Below are 18253 nucleotides of genomic sequence, written 5' to 3' on the forward strand. Positions count from 1 at the left end.
GACTGGCAAGCGCGGGCGGCTGCGCCATATTCGGATCAAACCGAGGAGGAATGCCGGATGACCGCTCTGCCCCATGCCCATGTCGACCCCGAGGGGTTGCAGGAATTTTCCGTGGTCTTCACCGACCGCAGCCTGAACCACATGTCCGCGCGCTTTCAGGGCGTGATGCGGGATGTGTCGGGGCTGTTGAAGGAGGTCTACCGCGGGTCGGCCGTGGCGCTGGTGCCCGGGGGCGGGACCTATGCGATGGAGGCGGTCGCGCGGCAGTTCGGCAAGGGATCGGTGCTGGTGGTGCGCAACGGGTGGTTTTCCTTCCGCTGGACGCAGATCTTTGACGCGGGTGGGTTCGCATCCGCGACGACCGTGGTGATGGCGCGCCAGACCGGAAATGACCCGCGCGCGCCCTATGCGCCGCCGCCCGTGGACGAGGTGGTGGCGAAGATCCGCGAGGTGCGGCCCGAGGCGGTGTTCGCGCCGCATGTGGAGACGAGCGCGGGGATCATCCTGCCCGACGACTACATCGCCAAGGTGGCGGCGGCGGCGCATGAGGTGGGGGCTGTCATGGTCCTTGACTGTATCGCGTCGGGCTGCGTCTGGGTGGATATGGAAGCGACGGGGGTCGACGTGCTGATTTCCGCCCCGCAGAAGGGGTGGTCGGCGTCGCCTTCGGCGGGGGTTGTCGTGCTGTCGCCGCGGGGCGAGGAGCGGCTGGCGGCGACGGAGAGCAATTCCTTTGCGCTGGACCTGAAGAAGTGGCGGGCGATCATGGCGGCCTATGAGGGGGGCGGGCATGCCTATCACGCCACCATGCCCACGGATGCCATCGTGGGGTTCCGCGACGCGATGTTTGAGACGAAGGCGATGGGATTCGCCGCAGCCAAGGCGGCGCAGTGGGAGCTGGGGCGCGAGGTGCGGGCGCTGCTGGCGCGGAAGGGCGTGCCGTCGGTCGCGGCGGAGGGGTATCAGGCGCCGGGCGTGGTGGTGAGCTATACCGACCAGCCGGATATCCAGAACGGGGCGAAGTTCCGCGCGCAAGGCATGCAGATCGCCGCGGGCGTGCCCTTGCAGGTCGGCGAGGGGGCGGAGTTCAAGACCTTCCGCCTTGGCCTGTTCGGGTTGGATAAGCTGAAGGACGTGCCCGCGACCGTGGCGCGGCTGGAGCGCGCGGTGGAGGCGGTGCTGTAGGGGCGGAAAAATCTTCTGGCGAAGATTTTTCGGGGCGATCCTTCTGGCGAAGGATCGGGGCGCGTGGTGCGGTCCGCGTCACGGCGGGGGGCGGTTCTTCGCCAGAAGAACCGGTTTCAGGAATTTTCGCGAGAAAATTCCTGCCTCTTACCGGACGCCGAGGCCCGCGCGCATCAGCGTCTTGCGGACGGGCGCCACGGAGTAGAGCGCGTTGAGCGCGGTGGCGCGCAGGTCGCGCAGCCCTTGCGCGCCCATCATCGAGGCGCGGTTGAGCGCGTCGATGCCCGTCACACGGGCCTGCACTTCCCAATGGCGTTTGCGGTGGTAGGTGGCGAGCATGGCCGCACTGCCGATGGCGTCGCGGTCGGCCTCGGCCAGGTCGAGCAGCACGCGCAGGTCGGCCAGCGACATGTTCAACCCCTGCGCGCCGATGGGGGGGACGACGTGGGCGGCTTCGGCCATGAGCGCGGTGCGTTCGCCCGCCATCCGCTCTGCGATCTGGCTGATGATGGGCCAGAGCGAGCGGCGGCTGACCAGTGTCAGGGGGCCGAGTATGTGGCAGGAGCGGGTGTTCATTTCGGCCTCGAATTCCGCGACCGGAAGGGCGGCGAGGCGTTCGGCATTGGGGCCGGTTTCCATCCAGACGATGGCCGAGCAGGGCATGCCGTCGCGGTCGGGCAGGGGGACGAGGGTGAAGGGCCCGCCGGAGCGGTGGATTTCGGTCGAGACGTTGCGGTGCGGGATGGGGTGGGTGACGGCGAAGGCCAGCGCCTTTTGCCCGTAGCGGGTGGTCTTGACGGGGATTTCCAGCGCCTCGCGCATGGCCGAGTTGCGGCCGTCGGCGGCGATGACCATGCGGGCGGCGATGCGGGTGCCGTCGGAGAGGGTGGCGATGGCCTCTGCCTCGCGGGTCAGGAGGGCGGTGGTGGCGAGGCCCGCGCGGAAGGAGACGTCGGGGAGGTCGGCAAGGCGGGCGACCATCTCGCGCCGGAGGAGCCAGTTGGGCAGGTTCCAGCCAAAGGGTTGGTCGGAAATGTCGGCGGCGTCGAAATCCTTGACGATGCGGGGGTCGGGATATTCGCCGCCCGCGTCGATGATCCGCATGATCTGCAGCGGCGCGGCATGGGGGGCGAGGCGGTCCCAGAGCCCTGCCGCCTGCAGGACGGGGATCGAGGGTTGCAGGAAGGCGGTGGTGCGCAGGTCGGCGCCTTCGTCTTCGATCCTTGTCACCGGGGGGGTGGGGTCGACGCAGACCACGCGGAAGCCTGCGGAGCCGAAGGCGGCGGCGGCTGTGAGGCCTGCGACCCCGCCGCCGGAGATCAGGATGTCGGTGGTTTCGCGCATGTGGTCACTCCGTTCCCGCTGTCGCAGAGATACGCCTGCGGGGCGGGAAGGCGAAGCGACAAAGTGACCCTGCTCAGGGAAGGGTGATCCAGAAGAGGAGCGCGAACATCACCGGCACGAAGGCCACGGCAGGCAGGACGAGGGCGACGAGGCCCCATGTCTTGACCGCGAGGACGAGGAGCGTGACGAGGATCGTCAGCAGGTAGTAGACGGTGGAGATGTCGCGCGAGATGTCGCGGGCGATGTGGCCGATCACCGGCGTGGCGTGCAGGATGCGCGAGGCAAGGCCGGGGGCGGGGGCGTCGGCGGTAAGGGACATCTGGGACTCCGTTTTTCCTTCCGGGGATGTGGAGCGCGGGACGGGGAAGTCCAAGGGGGCTTTGCTGCGGTGCGGCGTCGCAGGGGGTGGCGGCGATTTCTGACGCAGAAATCGCAGCGGAATTTGACGCAAATTCCGCGACCCCGCCGGCAGGGCCGCGATTTTGGCGTCAGACATCGCCTGTGAGGCGGGAGAGGAAGTCGGACAGATCCGCCGCGTGGTGGTGGATGTGGTCGGCGGGTTCCGGTTCGGGGGCGATGTGGACGGTCTTCATCCCCATCGCGTGCGGCGCGGCGAGGTTGCGGGCGTCATCCTCGAACATCGCGGCGCGGGTCGGGTCGAGCTGGTCGAGGGCGAAGACCGTCTCGAAGGCCTGCCGTTCGGGTTTGGGGCGGTAGCCCGCATGTTCCACCCCGTAGACCGCATCGAAAAGGCCGGTCAGGCCGCGCGCGGCAAGGACGCGGTGGGCATAGGGGGCGTCGGCATTGGTATAGACGATGCGGCGGCCCGGAAGGGCGGCGATGCGGCGGGCGAGGACGGGGTCGGGCGACAGGACGGAGAAGTCGATGTCGTGGACATCGGCAAGGTAGGCCTCGGGATCGATGCGGTGTTCGGCCATGAGGCCCGCCAGCGTGGTGCCGTAGAGTTGCCAGTAGGTGGCGCGCAGATGGTCGGCATGGTCGCGGTCCACCCCCAGCGCCTGCATCACCCAGTCGGTCATCCGCACCTCGATCTGGTCGAAGAGGCGCATCTGCGGCGGGTAGAGCGTGTTGTCGAGGTCGAAGACCCAGGTGCGGACGTGGCGGAACTGTTCTGCTGGCATGGTGCATAGCTAGTCCGGCGGGGCGGGCAGGGCAATGGGTGGGTGTTGAAAGGGGCGCGGACGGGGGATAGTGTCAGGCGCGGTATACAACCGTATTCAGGGTCCGGTTCGGGGCCACAGACGGGGCGGGGCGGGGGACGACGTGCAGAAGGATGCCTATACGCTGATTCTCGAGGCGATTGACGGGGGGCTTTACAAGCCCGGTGACCGCCTTGTGGAATCGGAACTGGCCGAGCGGCTGGGTGTGTCGCGCACGCCCGTGCGCGAGGCGTTGCAGCGGCTGGAGACGCAGGCGATGCTGACGCGCGACGGGCGGAGCCTGATCGTCGCCTCGCTGGACCACAACCAGCTGGCCGAGCTTTACGCGGTCAGGACCGAGCTGGAGGGGCTGGCGGCGCGGCTGGCGGCGCGGCATGCGACGGATGAGGAGATCCGCGTCCTGAAGGGCATGGTGGAGGATGACCGCGCGCTGCTGGGGGGCGATCCGAAGCTGCTGTCGCGCGCGAACAAGCGGTTCCACAAGCAGATCCATCTGGCGAGTCACAACCGCTTTCTGGTGCAGCAGCTGGACCTTGTGCACCGGTCCATGGCGCTGATGGCCAATACGTCCTTTGCGGCCGAGGGGCGGGACGAGGTGGCGCTGGCCGAGCATGAGCAGATCGTGCGGGCAATCGAGGCGCGGGATGGCGAGGCGGCCTATCAGGCGTTGCGCCAGCATATCAGCAAGGCCTTCGAGACGCGGCTGCGCGTCGATGCGGGCGAGATCCGGATGCGCTAGGGGCTGTCGTCGAACTGGCCGTGGCGGGTCTTGTCCCAGTAGAAGGGGCGGGTCACCACCTCGGCCAGTGCCTTGGCGGCGGCGAGGGTGCCGAGCGGGAAATAGGCGTGCAGCGTCGGTATCCAGAGCGGGCTGACCGGCTGGCCGCTGCGGCGGAGGGCTGCCAGCAGGAGCAGGGTGGAGACCGCTTCGACGGTCAGCAGGAGAAGGCCCAGTGACAGGAGCGCGCCCGCAGGCAGCAGCGCCTGCACCGGATGGCCGAACCCGAGAGGCACGGACCAGAGGCTGAGCAGGAGCGGGCCGAGCAGAGTCTGCGCCAATGTGCCGAGAAAGAGGATCTGGAAGCCCGCAAATCCGCGCGGGCCGAGGTCGCGCAGCAGGCGGCGGGGGCTTTGCATGTGCACGAGCCATGTCATCAGGTAGCCCTTGATCCAGCGCGAGCGCTGGCGGACCCATGGCAGGGCGCGGCAGTTCGCCTCTTCATGGGTGGTGCTGGGGATCATGCGGGTGGTCAGGCCGTGCCGTGCGAGGCGGATGCCCAGATCTGCATCCTCGGTCACGTTATGGGCGTCCCAGCCGCCAAGGGCTGCGAGGGGCGCGCGGCGGAAGAAGACCGAGGTTCCCCCCAGCGGCAGGGGCAGGCGCAGGCGTTCCAGCCCGGGCAGGATCAGGCGGAACCACTGCGCATATTCCAGCGTGAAACAGCGCGAGAGCCAGTTGCGGCGCGGGTTGTAGAAGTCGAGCGCGGCCTGCAGGCAGGCGACCTGCGCGGGGGCGGCGGCGAAAGCGGCGGCGACGGTGCGGAGCTGGTCGGGTTCGGGGGCGTCTTCGGCATCGTAGACGCCGATGATGTCGCCCTGCGCTGCGTCGAGCGCGAGGTTGAGCGCGCGGGGCTTGGTGCGGATGGTGCCGGCGGGGACGGGGATCACGCGCATCCATGCGGGCAGGGTCGCGGCGACGAGGGCGTCGCGGGTGGGGGTGTCGTCATCCTCGACCAGCAAAAGCACCTCGAGCCGGTCGCGGGGATAGTCGAGCCGTTCCAGCCTGCGGATCAGGCGCGCGGCGATGTCGGATTCGCGGAAGAGCGCGATGAGGAGCGAGATGCGGGGCAGGTCCGTATCGGGCAGGGGGGCAGGTGCGGGGCGGGGCGGACTGTGCAGCGCGGCGAGGGCGGCGGCGATCTTGAGCGCGGTATTGGCCAGAAGGGCGAGGAGGGCGAGGGCGAAGGCGGCAAGGAGCGTGGCCTGCGGGTCGGCAAGGGCGGCGAGGAGGAGGGTCGCGGCGAGGGCGGCGAAGGTGAGGGCAAGGCGGCGCGGGTCGAGGGCGCGGCAGCTTTGCGCGGCGGGGCAGCGGGTTTCGGCGGCGCGGGCGAGGGCGGGGCCGTGCTGCGAGAGGACCGCCGTCTCGATCTGCGGGCGGGGCAGTTCGACAGGGCGCAGGAAGGGGCCGAAGCGGGCGGTCAGGCTGTCGCGGGCGCGGGCGAGGTGGCGGGGGCTTTCGGTTGCGACGAGAAGTTCGCCCCTGTTCCATGCCCATGGCAGGACGCCGTCGGCCAGACAGCGGGCGGGGCCATAGGCGGCAGCCAGCGCGGGGTCAGGCGCGAGGGCGAGCGGGTCGCGGGCGGGGGGGCGCAGCGGCGCGGGGACCGCGACGGCAGGGGGGAAGAGGAAGGAGACCGGCGCCTCGGCCAATCCGGCGGGGCGGGGGGGAAGGGGTGCCGCCTGCGGGCCGAGATCCATGCCTGTGCCAACCTTTCCGGGCCAACCTTTCTGGTTGGCCGCAGTCTGGCAGGGCAAATCTTAACAGCCGGTTAAGGCGCGCGGATCAGGCGCTGCGGCGGGCGCGCATCGCTTCGGCGAAACGGTCGAAGAGATAGTAGCTGTCCTGCGGGCCGGGCGAGGCTTCGGGGTGGTACTGGACCGAGAAGACCGGCTTGCCATCCACAGCGATGCCGCAATTCGACCCGTCGAAGAGCGAGACGTGGGTTTCGCTGACGCCTTTGGGCAGGGTCTGGCTGTCCACGGTGAAGCCGTGGTTCATCGAGGTGATCTCGACCTTGCCGGTGGTCAGGTCCTTGACCGGATGGTTCGCGCCGTGGTGGCCGTGGTTCATCTTGACCGTCTTGCCGCCCAGTGCCAGCGCCAGCATCTGATGCCCAAGGCAGATGCCGAAAAGCGGCAGGTCGGCCTTGAGCACGCCCCGGATCATCGGGACGGCATAGGTGCCGGTCGCGGCCGGATCGCCGGGGCCGTTGGAGAGGAACACGCCTTCGGGGTTCAGGGCCAGCACATCTTCGGCCGTGGCGGTGGCGGGCAGGACGGTGACGTCGCAACCGGCCGAGGCGAGGCAGCGCAGGATGTTGCGTTTCGCGCCATAGTCGATGGCGACCACGCGCAGCCCGTCGCCGGTGCGTTCGGTATAGCCTTCGGGCCATGCCCAGCGCTTTTCGTTCCAGCGGTAGGACTGGGTGCAGGAGACGTCCTTGGCCAGATCGAGGCCCACGAGCCCCTTCCACGCGCGGGCCTTGGCCACCAGCGCGGCGATGTCGAAATTGCCCGCCGGATCATGGGCGAGCGCGACATGCGGCGCGCCCTGCTGGCGGATGGCGCGGGTCAGGCGGCGGGTGTCGATGCCACCGATGCCGATGCGGCCCTTGGCCGTCAGCCAGTGGGTGAGTTCGTCGCGCGAGCGCCAGTTCGACGGCTCGGTCGGGTCCCATTTCACCACCATGCCGGCGGCGACGGGGGTGCCGGTTTCATCATCTTCGGGCGTGACGCCCACATTGCCGACATGGGGGAAGGTGAAGGTCACGACCTGCCCCGCATAGGAGGGGTCGGTCATGATTTCCTGATAGCCCGTCATGGCGGTGTTGAAGACGAGTTCCGCCACCGTCTCGCCCGTGGCGCCGAAGCCCATGCCGTAGAAGACGGTGCCGTCAGAGAGGGCAAGGCATGCGGTCGGTTTCGCTGAAGCGGGCATGGTGCGACTCTCCTATCGGCAAATTGCGCGGACACTAGTTGTGATGGGGGGCGGGGTCAAGGCTTTGGCGGAAAAGGAATATGTCGATATTACAATGGGTTGGGGAAAGAGAGGGCGGTTGTGGGTCGGGGCGGGACAGGGTATGGTGTCGCTTCATGCCAACCTTCGGGGAAAGGTGACATATGTCTTTGCGGGAACGCCTGCAGGTCGCGCTCAAAGACGCGATGAGGGCGAAAGAGGCCGAGCGGCTGTCGACGCTGCGGCTGATCAATGCGGCGATCAAGGATCGCGAGATCGCAAGCCGCGGGGAAGGCGGCGAGCAGGAGGTGGGGGATCCCGAGATCCTCGCCATCATGGGCAAGATGGTGAAGCAGCGGCAGGAATCGGCGCGCGCCTATGAAGAGGGCGGGCGGCTGGAGCTGGCCGAGAAGGAACTGAACGAAATCCGCGTGATCGAGGAATTCCTGCCGCGCCAGTTGGGCGCGGAGGAGGTCGAGGCCGCGGTGAAGGCCGCGATTGCCGAGGCGGGGGCAAGCAGCATCCGCGACATGGGCCGCGTGATGGCGGTGCTGAAGGGGAAATATACCGGCCAGATGGATTTCGGCGCGGTGGGGCCGAAGGTGAAAGACCTGCTGGGCTGAACCGCGCGGCAGCGGGTGCTGAAAGGGGGGCTTCGGCCCCCCTTTTCTCATGGCGCGGCGAAGGCGCGGTCGAGGAAGGCGGTCAGGCGGGTGAAGGCTTCCTCGCCGGCGGCATCGAGCGTGAACTGGTATTCATGGGGCAGCGGGGGCTGGTGGTCGGCGGGGAAGAAGAGCGTGTCGACCGTCAGGCCCGCGGCGCGCGCCTGTTCGGCAAGGGCCGTGCTTTGCGGCAGGAGCGGGTCGGCATTGCCTGCGGTGATGAAGAGCGGCGGCAGGGCCGGCGCGAGGTGGGCGAAGAGCGAGAAGAGCGCGGCATCGGGGGCGGCGGCGGCGTCCCGCTGGCCGAGATAGGCCCAGAGGACGGTGCGGAGGAAGCCGCCGAAGGCGCCGTCGCTGTCCATTCCCTGCAGGTCATAGGCCCCGCAGAAGAGGGCGAGCCCGCGGATGGTGGCAGGGTCGGTGCGGGGCCGCAGGCCGAGCGCTTCGGCATAGGCGGGGTCGTTGAGGGCGAGCGCGGTCTGGAGCGCGATGTGGCTGCCCGCACTGTCGCCCGCAAGGACGATGCGGGTCCGGTCGAGACCGTGGTTGTCGGCGGCACCTTCGAGCCAGAGGAGGGCTTCGAGCATCTGCTCCGTGGGGCGGGGGTGGCGGGCCGTGGGGGCGAGCGTGTAGTCGGGCGCGATGGTGGCATAGCCGCGCGCGGCAAGGATCTGGAGGTAGTTGCCGATATTGTCGCGCCCGCCCGAGACGAAGGCGCCGCCATGGACCCAGAGCAGGACAGGCCAGCCGCCCGGTGGCGGATCGCCCGAGGGAAGGAAGAGGTCGAGCCTCTCGTCGCTTTCGGGGCCATAGGCGAGGTCGCGGCGGCGGTCGATGCCGTCGGGCAGGCGGGGTTCCAGCGCCGCCATCGCCTGCGCGGCGCCGTGGTCGAACAGCAGACGTATCGCCAGGACCGCGGGCCATGGCGTCAGGAGGCTGGCAAGGAAGAGCGAGATACACAGGCCAATCGCCACGGCACCAAGGACGACGAGCTTGCGCATCGCGGCACTCCGGTTCGTCCCAATCCCGCCGCGAAGGACAGCACGAAGCGCCGCGTTTGGCGAGGGGTTTCGTGCGGGTTCCGTCCCGTCGCGTCCGTGGCGGTCAGCGAAGGGCGGCGAGGCGGGTCTGGAGTTCGTCGCGCAGGACCATGCGTTCCTCTTCGGAGAGGAAGGCGCCCAGCTCCACCTCGCGCCCGTTGCCCTTGAGCGTGAGGTAGTTCGGCACGGGGCCGCCGGTGGGGTGGAGGTGGACGGTGACCCAATAGGGGTTGGCCTGCCAGTCCTGCCGCGCCCCGCGGGGGCCGTGGCGGGTGAGGGCGAGGCTGTCGCGGTCGAGCGTCAGGTCCTCGACGATCTCGGCGTCGCGGTAGGAGCGGGAGAGGGCGAACCACATCCCCCAGACCGCCACGATGAAGAAGGGCAGGATGCCCCAGAGCACGGGCGAGCCGAGGACGGCCAGCATCGGTACGGCGATCAGCGCGCAGGTGGCCCCGATGAAGAGGACGAAGCCGCGGCGGGGCAGCGACCGGTAGGGCCAGAGGTGCAGGCGGGCCTGCGAGTCGGGCGTGGGGGGCAACCATTCATAGGGCATGGGCGGCAGGGTAGCTTGGCGCGGGCGGAAGGAAAGGAATTGCTGACTCCGCCAGAGAGCTTAACGCGCCGGATGGCGGCAGCAAGGCGGCGCGGCGTGCCGCCGCAGGTCTTTGCTTTCACCTGCGCGCCTGCGCGCGGCAGCTCGGGCCGAAGGGGCTGCACGCGTCCCCTCTGGCCGCGCGGGCGCGGCCATTCACCCCTTGTGGATATTTCGGGACGGAACAGCGCGGCTGCTGGTTTTCTGTCTGCACATATCCGCGGGGGTGGGGGTGGCGCACGGGGAAAGGAAAAGGCCGCGGAGCGATCCGCGGCCTTGTCTTTTCGTGTTCTGCCTTGCCTCAGTGGGCGTGGCCCTTGTCCCAGTCGGACTGCTTCGGCAGCTGCTCGAAGGTGTGTTCCGGCGGGGGCGAGGTCAGCGTCCATTCCAGCGTGTCGGCGTATTCGTTCCAGTAGTTGTTCTCGGTCACGCGCTTGCCGAAGAACAGGGTGTAGAACACGACGCCGATGAAGAACACGAAGGAGGCGAAGGCGATCATCGCGCCGACCGACGACCACCAGTTCCAGTAGGCGAAGGCCTCGGGGTAGTCGATGTAGCGGCGCGGCATGCCCTGACGGCCAAGGAAGTGCTGCGGGAAGAAGGTCAGGTTCGAACCGATGAACATGGCCCAGAAGTGCAGCTTGCCCGCCCATTCCGGATACTGGCGGCCCGACATCTTGCCCATCCAGTAGTAGATGCCCGCGAAGATGCCGAAGACGGCGCCCAGCGACATCACGTAGTGGAAGTGGGCCACGACATAGTAGGTGTCGTGATAGGCGCGGTCGACACCGGCCTGCGACAGGACGATACCGGTCACGCCGCCGACGGTGAAGAGGAAGAGGAAGCCGAAGGCCCAGAGCATCGGCGTCTTGAACTCGATCGAGCCGCCCCACATCGTCGCGATCCAGGAGAAGATCTTGATGCCGGTGGGCACCGCGATGACCATGGTCGCCAGCATGAAGTAGGATTGCTGGGTCAGCGACATGCCGACGGTGTACATGTGGTGCGCCCAGACGACGAAGCCCAGAACACCGATTGCCACCATCGCGTAGACCATCGGCAGGTAGCCGAAGATCGGCTTGCGGGCGAAGGTCGCGATCACCTGCGAGATGATCCCGAAGGCGGGCAGGATGATGATGTAGACTTCCGGGTGGCCGAAGAACCACAGGATGTGCTGGTAGAGGATCGGGTCACCGCCGCCCGAGGGCGTGAAGAAGGTGGTGCCGAAGTTACGGTCCGTCAGCAGCATGGTGATGGCACCGGCCAGCACCGGCAGGGCCAGCAGCACGAGCCATGCGGTCACGAAGATCGACCAGGCGAAGAGCGGCACCTTGTGCATGGTCATGCCCGGCGCGCGCATGTTCAGGAAGGTCGTGATCATGTTGATCGCGCCGAGGATCGAGGAGGCACCCGACAGGTGCACCGCGAAGATGGCGAGGTCCATGGCATAGCCGCCTTCGGCGGTGGTCGAGAGCGGCGGGTAGAGAACCCAGCCAACGCCCGCGCCCGAGCCCAGTTCGCCGCCGCCGCCGGGGGCGAAGAGCGAGGCCACGGCGAGCGAGGTGCCCGCGACGTAGAGCCAGTAGGACAGGTTGTTCATCCGCGGGAAGGCCATGTCCGGCGCGCCGATCTGCAGCGGCATGAAGTAGTTGCCGAAACCGCCGAACAGCGCGGGAATCACCACGAAGAACATCATCAGGATGCCGTGGGCGGTGATGGTGACGTTCCAGATATGGCCGTTGGGCGTGCAGGTCGCCGCGGCATCGGCCACGAGGCGCAGGCCTTCCTGGCACATGTACTGGACGCCGGGATTCATCAGCTCCATCCGCATATAGACGGTGAAGATGACGGAGATCAGACCGACGATGCCGCCGGTGAAGAGGTAGAGGATCCCGATGTCCTTGTGGTTCGTGGACATGAACCAGCGGGTGAAGAAGCCCCGCTCGTCGTGCTCATGGCCATGAATGGCTGCGTCGGCCATTGGCGTCTCCCGATATTGTAAGCGTTTGAACCGGCGTCATGCGCCGGATCCTGGTTCCCTTATGGGCCCGTGTTTAATCGCGCGCGGGGGCGGCGGCAATGACCGACTTTGACGCAGATCAAGAAAAGGGGGGTGCAGGGCGGGAAAGCGGGGCGACGCATCGTCGCGGTGGCCTGCGGGGCGGGGCGGCAAGCGAAGGGCGCGCGGGAGGTTTCCCGCGCGCCCTGATGTCCCCGCGGGGGGGGGCCGCGATGCGCGGTTACTTCAGCGTGGCGAGGTAGGCCGCCATATCCTCGGCCCCCTTCGACAGCTTGAAGGACATCTTGGACTTGGCCGCGTCGTCGCCCGTCTCGGCCTTCACCCATGCGGAAGGGTCGGGCAGATAGGCAACCAGCATCGCCTCGTCCCAGACCTTGCCGGCGGCGCCGACGGATTTCAGGCTTTCGGAATAGGCGAAGTCAGGCACGCCGCCCACGGTCCGGCCCACGACGCCGAAGAGGTTGGGGCCGGTCTTGCCGCCCTTGACGATTTCGGTGCCGTCGGCGGCGACGATGGCGTGGCAAGCCTTGCATTTCTTGAAGTCGGCCTCGCCCTTGGCGGCGTCACCTGCGGCGAGGGCAGGGGCGGCGAGGGCGGCAAGCGCGAGGGCGGCGATCAGGGTTCTGGTCATGTCGTTCTCTTTCAGTAGGCTGGGCGCAGGATGGCGGATGCCTTGCAAACGCGTCGCAGAGTGCCTGCGGTTCCGGTCAGGCGCAAGGGATGCGATGGTCGCAGCCGTTCGGAGAGGGGGTCAGCGCGCGCAGGCCGGCGGATTGACGCCGTCGGGGCGCAGGCCGCCTTCGGGCGGGAAGAAGCGCGGGAAGGTCGCCATGAGGGCGGCGTCGAGGTCGGCCATGGTGACGGGCAGGCCAAGGTCGACAAGGCTGGTGACGCCATGGTCGGTGATGCCGCAGGGCACGATGCCCGAAAAATGCGACAGGTCCGGTTCGACATTGATCGATATGCCGTGGAAACTGATCCAGCGGCGCAGCTTGACGCCGATGGCGGCGATCTTGTCCTCGGCCGGGGTGCCGTCGGGGTTGGGGGCGCGGTCGGGGCGGGTGACCCAGACGCCGACGCGACCGGGCCGGATCTCGCCCTTGACGTTGAATTCGGCAAGGGTCGCGATCACCCAGTTTTCCAGCGCACGCACGAAGCAGCGCACGTCGCGGCCACGCGCGCCCACGTCGATCATGCAGTAGACCACGCGCTGGCCGGGGCCGTGATAGGTATATTGCCCGCCACGCCCCGTTTCATGGACGGGGAAGCGGTCGGGCTGCACCAGATCGGCGGGGCGGGCCGAGGTGCCCGCGGTATAGAGCGGCGGATGTTCGAGGAGCCAGACCGCCTCGTCCGCGCGGCCTTCGGCCATGGCGGCCACGTGGTCCTCCATCGCGGCGAGCGTGGGGAGATAGGGGCTGAGGCCGGGCAGATGGGTCCATTCGGGCATGGGGAGTGTCGCGCGCTGCAAAAAATCGTCCTGAGCAATGCCCCCAAAGGCGCAAGGTCCGCAAGGGCGATTGAAGCGGGCCGCCATTTGCCGCATAGGTCGCGCACGGGTTCGGAGGATGGACATGGGTGAAGCCTGCGTATTGTGCGGCGTGAGCGCGACCGAGGTCGTCTCGCGCGAGGACCGCCACGGGCGGCCGCTGGTCACGGTCCTGTGCACGGGCTGCGGCGTCCTGCGGAACGATCCGGTGCCGAGCGAGGCGGAACTGACCGAGTTCTATCGGCGCGACTACCGGACCGACTACAAGGGGGCGCCCGAGCCGCGGCTGCGGCAGGTCTGGCGCAATCTGGAGCGGCTGAACGCGCATTTCGCGGCCTTCCGCGACATCTATTCCAAGGGCGGGCGCTGGCTGGACCTTGGCGCGGGGAGCGGGGAGTTCTCGTTCCTTGCGCGGCGGCTGGGCGCGGAGGTCACGGCGGTGGAGCCGAACGAGGCCTATGCCGAATATTGCCGCGCCAAGCTGGATCTGCCGGTGCAGACGGGGCGGATGGAGGATTTCGCCTTTGCCGAGGGCAGTTTCGACATGATCCGGCTGAGCCATGTGCTGGAGCATCTGCGCGATCCGGTGGTGGCGCTGCGGCGGCTGGCGGGGTGGCTGGCCGAGGATGGCATCCTTTATATCGAGGTGCCCGACATCGAAAGCGACGCGCGCCACAAGATGCGCGGGCGGATGTTCCATTACGGGCATATCTACAATTACAACCCCGTGACGCTGCGCCATGTCGCGGGGCTTGCGGGGCTGGTGGAACTGCCTGCCACCGCCGCGCGGTCGGCGGGGCGCTGCGGGGCGTTCTTCAAGCGGGGCGAGGGGGGCACGGTTCCGGTGGCGGAACTGGGGATCAACGCGCTGCGGATGCGGGCGGCCATGGTGGCGCATAACGGGCGGCGTCTGCCCGAGCCTGCCGAGGGCACGGTGGCCGGGCGATTCCTGCGGACGATCGCCGCGCGGCTGCGCGAGGCCCGCGAGGGCGCGCGTCTGAAGACGCATCGCGCCATCGCCGACGCCGCCGCGCAACGGCTGGCCGAGGTGCTGGCGCGCGGCTGAGGGGGCAGGGAGCGACAGGCCGGAAAAGGGCGCTTTTTTCCTCTTTCCTTCCCCGATGGCCTTCGCTAAACAGCCGCCACCAAGCCAAATCGTGCGGATGTGGCGGAATTGGTAGACGCGCAGCGTTGAGGTCGCTGTGGGGTAACTCCCGTGAAGGTTCGAGTCCTTTCATCCGCACCATGACTTCCCGACCGGGCCGGAAAGGCCCGGTCAGGGAGGGCAGACTTCCCCGTCATCGCAGGTTGAAATGACACGGCGCGGGCCGTGCCTTTCGGCATTTGTGGCCGGTGGCGGCGCCCTGAAGCGGCGTTTGCGAGTCGGCACCGCAACGCCGGATTAACGAATTGGGCCGCGGCAGTGGGCCTTGCCGCAATTGCCCTACTTTCGCCACAATTGCCATCCTTAAGGATATGGTATCCCGGCCAAAGTCCGGGTTCATGCCGAACCGGCGCAAGACCGGTCGGCCGTGGCGCGAGCAGAGTGATGGCCACCTATGTGATCGACGGCTATGCCGCCGGTTCAATCATCGTGAGCGGGGGCGGAGCCCTCGCCAACGGGTCCACATTCATGCTGGACCCGAACTGGTCGGCACCGGCATCGGAGCTGCTCTTTACCGTCACGGATGACGACACGGCCTTTTCGGGCAGCGCGGCGGCGACGCTGGATGCCAACCAGACCGGCGTGGTGACCAATGCGGCGGGTGCGACCGTCGCCTCGGGCGCGATCCGGCTGGGCACGGCCTATACGGTCAGCGATCCGGTGGCGGGCAGTGTCACGCTCTATCAGGTGATCGTGGGTGGCACGACCGTCGGCTATGTCTCGACCCAGCCGCTGCAGCCGGGTGTGGCCTATACGGTGACGGCCACGGCGGCGACGACGGCGGCGGGGACGAGCTATGCGGTGATGGCACCGCTGTCCCATGACCAGAGCGCGGACAATGTCCTGACGGGCGGGACGGGAAATGACTCGCTGCGGGGCGGGGCGGGCGATGACAGCCTGTCGGGCGGGTCGGGCAACGACACGATCCTTGGCGGGGCGGGCAATGACACCCTGTCCGGCGGGGCGGGCAATGACAGCCTGTCGGGCGAGGATGGCGACGATCTGTTCGGGATCACCAATGCCTCGGGGATCGACTCGGTCTTTGGCGGAGCGGGCAATGACACGATCAGCTATGCCGGTGCGCTGACAGGGGCCGCTGTCACCTATAGCGCCACGGGGGCGGGAACGCAGGCGCTGGCCGGTGTGGCGGCGACGGCCTTCAGCGGGATCGAGGCCTTTGACGGGACCGAATTCAACGACACGCTGAACGCAGGCTCTTCGGCAGGCGATGTCACGCTGTGGGGCAATGGTGGGGCCGATACCGTCACGGGCGGGTCGGGCAATGACCGGCTGTTCGGCGGGGACGGGGCGGATGTGCTGACCGGCAATGCCGGCAATGACCAGCTGTCGGGCGGTGCGGGCGATGACAGCCTGACTGATGCGTCCGGCACGAACATCCTGAGCGGGGACGAGGGCGATGACCGGCTGGTGGCCGGCACGGGGGCGGATGCGCTGTTCGGCGGCACGGGCCGCGACACGCTGTTCGGCGGGGACGGGGCCGATACGCTGGAGGGCGGGGACGACACGGATTCGCTTTATGGCGGGACGGGAACGGATGTCCTGTCGGGGGGCGAGGGCGCGGATCTGCTGGATGGCGGGGCGGGCAATGACACGCTGACAGGCGGGGCGGGTAATGATGCCCTGCTGGGTCAGGCGGGCGATGACACCTTTGTCCTGACCGGAAATGACGGCGCGGATACGATCACCGGCGGGACGAACGGCACGACGCTGGGCGATCTGATCGACGCGACCGCGATCGATGCCGATGTGACGCTGGGCTTCAGTGCGAGTCAGGCGGGCACGCTGTCGGCGCTGTCGGCGCTGTCGGCGGGGACGGTCGCGGGGTTCTCGGGCATCCGGCGCGTGGCGCTGGGCGGGGGCGAGGATACCGTCACCGGCGGGACCGGCAACGAGAGCGTGGACGGCGGGGCGGGCAATGACAGCCTGTCGGGCGGGGGCGGGGCCGATACGCTGGCCGGCGGGGATGGCAATGACACGCTGGTGGGCGGGGCAGGGTCGGATTCGCTGATCGGCGGCGAGGGGGACGACCTTTTCGTCATTGCGGCGGGTGACGGGTCGGACACCCTCGTCGGCGGGGCGGGGAACGATACGGTCGACCTGTCCGCCCAGACCGCGGCGACCACCGTGAATTTGTCGGGCGCGGGGGCGGGGACGGCGGCGAATTCGGGCGGCACCACGACCTTTTCGCAGGTGGAGCTGGTCCGCACGGGGTCGGGGGCCGATACGGTCAACGGCAGCGCGGCGGCGGATCGGGTCGAGACGGGGGCGGGCAATGACCGCCTGTTCGGCGGTGGCGGGGCGGATGTCCTGTCGGGTGGCGACGGGCGGGATTCTCTGGAAGGCGGCGACGGCAACGACACGCTGGCGGGCGGGGCGGGGATCGACACGCTTTATGGCGGCACCGGGCTGGATGTTGTCGACTATTCGGACAGCGATGCGGCGGTGAATGTGAACCTGCGGACATGGACCGCAACCGGCGGACATGCCGAGGGGGACGTGCTGCAGGGCGTCGACGGGGTGATCGGGTCGGCCTTCGACGACACGATCATCGGTTTTGACGACGAGAATCTCGGGGCGGCCGACTTTTACCTGAACACCTTTTTCGGTGGGGCGGGCAATGACGTCATCGAGGGACGCGGCGGCAGCGACCAGCTTTTCGGCGGCGCGGATGACGACACGGTTCTGGGCGGTGACGGGAACGATACGGTCGAGGGCGGCGACGGCAACGATCTGGTCACCGGTGACGCAGGCAATGACACGCTGTCGGGCGGGGAGGGCGATGACAGCCTGTCGGGCGGGACCGGCAATGACGTGGCCGATGGCGGGGCGGGTGCGGACCTGCTGGATGGCGGGGCGGGATCGGACGCGCTGGCGGGGGGCGAGGGCAACGATACGCTCGTCGGCGGGGCGGGCAACGATACGCTGACCGGCGGGGCGGGGCGGGATACCTTTGTCATTACGGCAGGGGGCGGGTCGGATGTGATCGCCGATCTGGACCTGACGCTGCTCGACGGGCAGTTCACGGACCGGATCGACGTGTCGGGGATGGTCGACGCGCAGGGCAATCCGGTCAACTGGGAGGATGCCGTCGTCACCCCTGACGGGGCGGGCGGGGCCATCGTCACGCTTCCGGGGGGCGTGTCGATCCGGCTGGTGGGCATCGATCCGGCGCTGGTGTCGGGGAAGAAGGCGCTGAACCAGCTGGGCGTGCCGTGTTTCGGGACGGGGACGCTGATCCTGACCGAGCGGGGCGAGGTGCCGGTGGAGTCCATCCGCGCGGGTGACCGTGTGGTGACGCTGGATCACGGGGTGCAGCGGGTGATGTGGGCGGGCGGGCGGCATCTGGATGCGGCGGCGCTTGCCGCAGAGCCGCTGCTGCGGCCTGTGATGATCCGCGACGGGGCGCTGGGCAACAGGGGCGACGTGCTGGTATCGCCCAACCACGCCGTGCTGGCCGAGGTGGACGGGGTGGAGATGCTGGTGCGCGCCAAGCATCTGGCCGAGACGGGCGATGCGCGCTTCCGCATCGCGAGGGGCAAGCGCGAGGTGGGCTATCACCATCTGTTGCTGGAGCGGCACGGGATCATCTTCGCGCAGGGCATGGCGACCGAAACGCTGTATCCCGGTCCGGTGGCCGTGGCGGCGCTGGGGACGGCGGTCGCGGCCCAGATCGCGGCGGCCTTCCCGCTGCTGGCGCCGGTGCTGGCCGGGCTGGTGGAGGCCGGGACGCTGTATGGTCCGACCGCACGGCCCGTGGCGAAGCGCAGGCTGCTGCTGCCCGGTCCGCGGGTGCGGGACAGGGCGGCCGCATGAGGGAG

Annotated in this window: 15 protein-coding genes and 1 tRNA gene; 6 read left to right on the forward strand and 10 right to left on the reverse strand. The window is 68.6% G+C overall.

The genetic code is table 11. The features are described from left to right. Positions 1–57: 57 nt before the first annotated feature. Entirely contained in the window at positions 58–1185 is a 1128-nt protein-coding gene (locus GU927_RS15700; protein ID WP_161763411.1) for an aminotransferase class V-fold PLP-dependent enzyme, read from the forward strand. Positions 1186–1332: 147 nt separating this feature from the next. Here GU927_RS15700 and GU927_RS15705 read toward each other — a convergent pair whose 3' ends face one another. From GU927_RS15705 to GU927_RS15715, 3 genes are all read right to left on the reverse strand, one after another. Beyond that, positions 1333–2529: a UbiH/UbiF family hydroxylase gene (locus GU927_RS15705; protein ID WP_161763412.1), complete on the reverse strand. Its 1197-nt coding sequence runs from the start codon at positions 2527–2529 to the stop codon at positions 1333–1335. Between the two features lie 73 nt (positions 2530–2602). Next, positions 2603–2848 (reverse strand): hypothetical protein, encoded by a 246-nt coding sequence (locus GU927_RS15710; protein WP_161763413.1) that lies wholly within the window; start codon positions 2846–2848, stop codon positions 2603–2605. Positions 2849–3017: 169 nt separating this feature from the next. Further along, positions 3018–3671, reverse strand: a complete 654-nt coding sequence (locus GU927_RS15715; RefSeq protein ID WP_161763414.1) for a pyrimidine 5'-nucleotidase — start codon at positions 3669–3671, stop codon at positions 3018–3020. Between the two features lie 142 nt (positions 3672–3813). On the opposite strand from GU927_RS15715, the gene GU927_RS15720 reads away from it, so the two are divergent. After that, a complete protein-coding gene (locus tag GU927_RS15720) occupies positions 3814–4449 on the forward strand; it encodes a GntR family transcriptional regulator (RefSeq protein WP_161763415.1) in 636 nt (211 codons plus the stop codon). Here the strand turns inward: GU927_RS15720 and GU927_RS15725 are convergent. Continuing rightward, positions 4446–6188 carry a glycosyltransferase gene (locus GU927_RS15725; protein ID WP_232489234.1) on the reverse strand — a complete coding sequence of 581 codons (1743 nt, stop codon included), beginning with the start codon at positions 6186–6188 and terminating at the stop codon, positions 4446–4448. The two genes, GU927_RS15720 and GU927_RS15725, sit on opposite strands and share 4 nt — an antisense overlap. Positions 6189–6273: 85 nt before the next feature. Next, complete coding sequence (gene carA, locus GU927_RS15730; RefSeq protein ID WP_161763416.1) at positions 6274–7428, reverse strand: glutamine-hydrolyzing carbamoyl-phosphate synthase small subunit; 1155 nt, start codon at positions 7426–7428, stop codon at positions 6274–6276. Between the two features lie 182 nt (positions 7429–7610). Here carA and GU927_RS15735 point away from each other — a divergent pair, with 182 nt between their 5' ends. After that, positions 7611–8069: a GatB/YqeY domain-containing protein gene (locus GU927_RS15735; RefSeq protein ID WP_161763417.1), complete on the forward strand. Its 459-nt coding sequence runs from the start codon at positions 7611–7613 to the stop codon at positions 8067–8069. Between the two features lie 47 nt (positions 8070–8116). Here GU927_RS15735 and GU927_RS15740 read toward each other — a convergent pair whose 3' ends face one another. The 5 genes from GU927_RS15740 to lipB all read right to left on the reverse strand — a co-directional run bounded on the left by GU927_RS15740 (position 8117) and on the right by lipB (position 13336). Further along, a complete protein-coding gene (locus GU927_RS15740; RefSeq protein ID WP_161763418.1) occupies positions 8117–9109 on the reverse strand; it encodes an alpha/beta hydrolase in 993 nt (330 codons plus the stop codon). A 103-nt stretch (positions 9110–9212) separates the two neighbouring features. Next, the gene (locus GU927_RS15745; RefSeq protein ID WP_161763419.1) at positions 9213–9701 is read right to left on the reverse strand and encodes a DUF2244 domain-containing protein; all 489 of its coding nucleotides are present in this window, start codon (positions 9699–9701) and stop codon (positions 9213–9215) included. 340 nt (positions 9702–10041) lie between these two features. Next, positions 10042–11721: a cytochrome c oxidase subunit I gene (ctaD, locus tag GU927_RS15750; RefSeq protein ID WP_161763420.1), complete on the reverse strand. Its 1680-nt coding sequence runs from the start codon at positions 11719–11721 to the stop codon at positions 10042–10044. A 259-nt stretch (positions 11722–11980) separates the two neighbouring features. Beyond that, positions 11981–12391 carry a c-type cytochrome gene (locus GU927_RS15755; RefSeq protein WP_161763421.1) on the reverse strand — a complete coding sequence of 137 codons (411 nt, stop codon included), beginning with the start codon at positions 12389–12391 and terminating at the stop codon, positions 11981–11983. 120 nt (positions 12392–12511) lie between these two features. After that, positions 12512–13336 carry a lipoyl(octanoyl) transferase LipB gene (gene lipB / locus GU927_RS15760; RefSeq protein WP_332838507.1) on the reverse strand — a complete coding sequence of 275 codons (825 nt, stop codon included), beginning with the start codon at positions 13334–13336 and terminating at the stop codon, positions 12512–12514. 25 nt (positions 13337–13361) lie between these two features. Between lipB and GU927_RS15765 the strand changes: the two genes are divergently transcribed. From GU927_RS15765 to GU927_RS15775, 3 genes are all read left to right on the forward strand, one after another. Next, positions 13362–14315, forward strand: a complete 954-nt coding sequence (locus GU927_RS15765; RefSeq protein WP_217765704.1) for a class I SAM-dependent methyltransferase — start codon at positions 13362–13364, stop codon at positions 14313–14315. A 93-nt stretch (positions 14316–14408) separates the two neighbouring features. Continuing rightward, positions 14409–14495, forward strand: a tRNA-Leu gene (locus GU927_RS15770). A 303-nt stretch (positions 14496–14798) separates the two neighbouring features. Beyond that, positions 14799–18248, forward strand: coding sequence for a Hint domain-containing protein (locus GU927_RS15775; protein ID WP_161763424.1), 3450 nt, complete (start codon positions 14799–14801; stop codon positions 18246–18248). The last annotated feature ends 5 nt before the right edge of the window (positions 18249–18253 follow it).

This window comes from Paragemmobacter amnigenus (assembly GCF_009908265.2).
Classification (GTDB): Bacteria; Pseudomonadota; Alphaproteobacteria; order Rhodobacterales; family Rhodobacteraceae; genus Paragemmobacter; species Paragemmobacter amnigenus.

Excerpts from the sequence above, each read along its gene's own strand:
- GU927_RS15700 (WP_161763411.1), top strand. The coding sequence starts at position 58 with ATGACCGCTCTGCCCCATGCCCATGTCGACCCCGAGGGGTTGCAGGAA.
- GU927_RS15705 (WP_161763412.1), bottom strand. The coding sequence starts at position 2,529 with ATGCGCGAAACCACCGACATCCTGATCTCCGGCGGCGGGGTCGCAGGC.
- GU927_RS15710 (WP_161763413.1), bottom strand. The coding sequence starts at position 2,848 with ATGTCCCTTACCGCCGACGCCCCCGCCCCCGGCCTTGCCTCGCGCATC.
- GU927_RS15715 (WP_161763414.1), bottom strand. The coding sequence starts at position 3,671 with ATGCCAGCAGAACAGTTCCGCCACGTCCGCACCTGGGTCTTCGACCTC.
- GU927_RS15725 (WP_232489234.1), bottom strand. The coding sequence starts at position 6,188 with ATGGATCTCGGCCCGCAGGCGGCACCCCTTCCCCCCCGCCCCGCCGGA.
- carA (WP_161763416.1), bottom strand. The coding sequence starts at position 7,428 with ATGCCCGCTTCAGCGAAACCGACCGCATGCCTTGCCCTCTCTGACGGC.
- GU927_RS15735 (WP_161763417.1), top strand. The coding sequence starts at position 7,611 with ATGTCTTTGCGGGAACGCCTGCAGGTCGCGCTCAAAGACGCGATGAGG.
- GU927_RS15740 (WP_161763418.1), bottom strand. The coding sequence starts at position 9,109 with ATGCGCAAGCTCGTCGTCCTTGGTGCCGTGGCGATTGGCCTGTGTATC.
- GU927_RS15745 (WP_161763419.1), bottom strand. The coding sequence starts at position 9,701 with ATGCCCTATGAATGGTTGCCCCCCACGCCCGACTCGCAGGCCCGCCTG.
- ctaD (WP_161763420.1), bottom strand. The coding sequence starts at position 11,721 with ATGGCCGACGCAGCCATTCATGGCCATGAGCACGACGAGCGGGGCTTC.
- GU927_RS15755 (WP_161763421.1), bottom strand. The coding sequence starts at position 12,391 with ATGACCAGAACCCTGATCGCCGCCCTCGCGCTTGCCGCCCTCGCCGCC.
- lipB (WP_332838507.1), bottom strand. The coding sequence starts at position 13,336 with ATGTCCATCCTCCGAACCCGTGCGCGACCTATGCGGCAAATGGCGGCC.
- GU927_RS15775 (WP_161763424.1), top strand. The coding sequence starts at position 14,799 with ATGGCCACCTATGTGATCGACGGCTATGCCGCCGGTTCAATCATCGTG.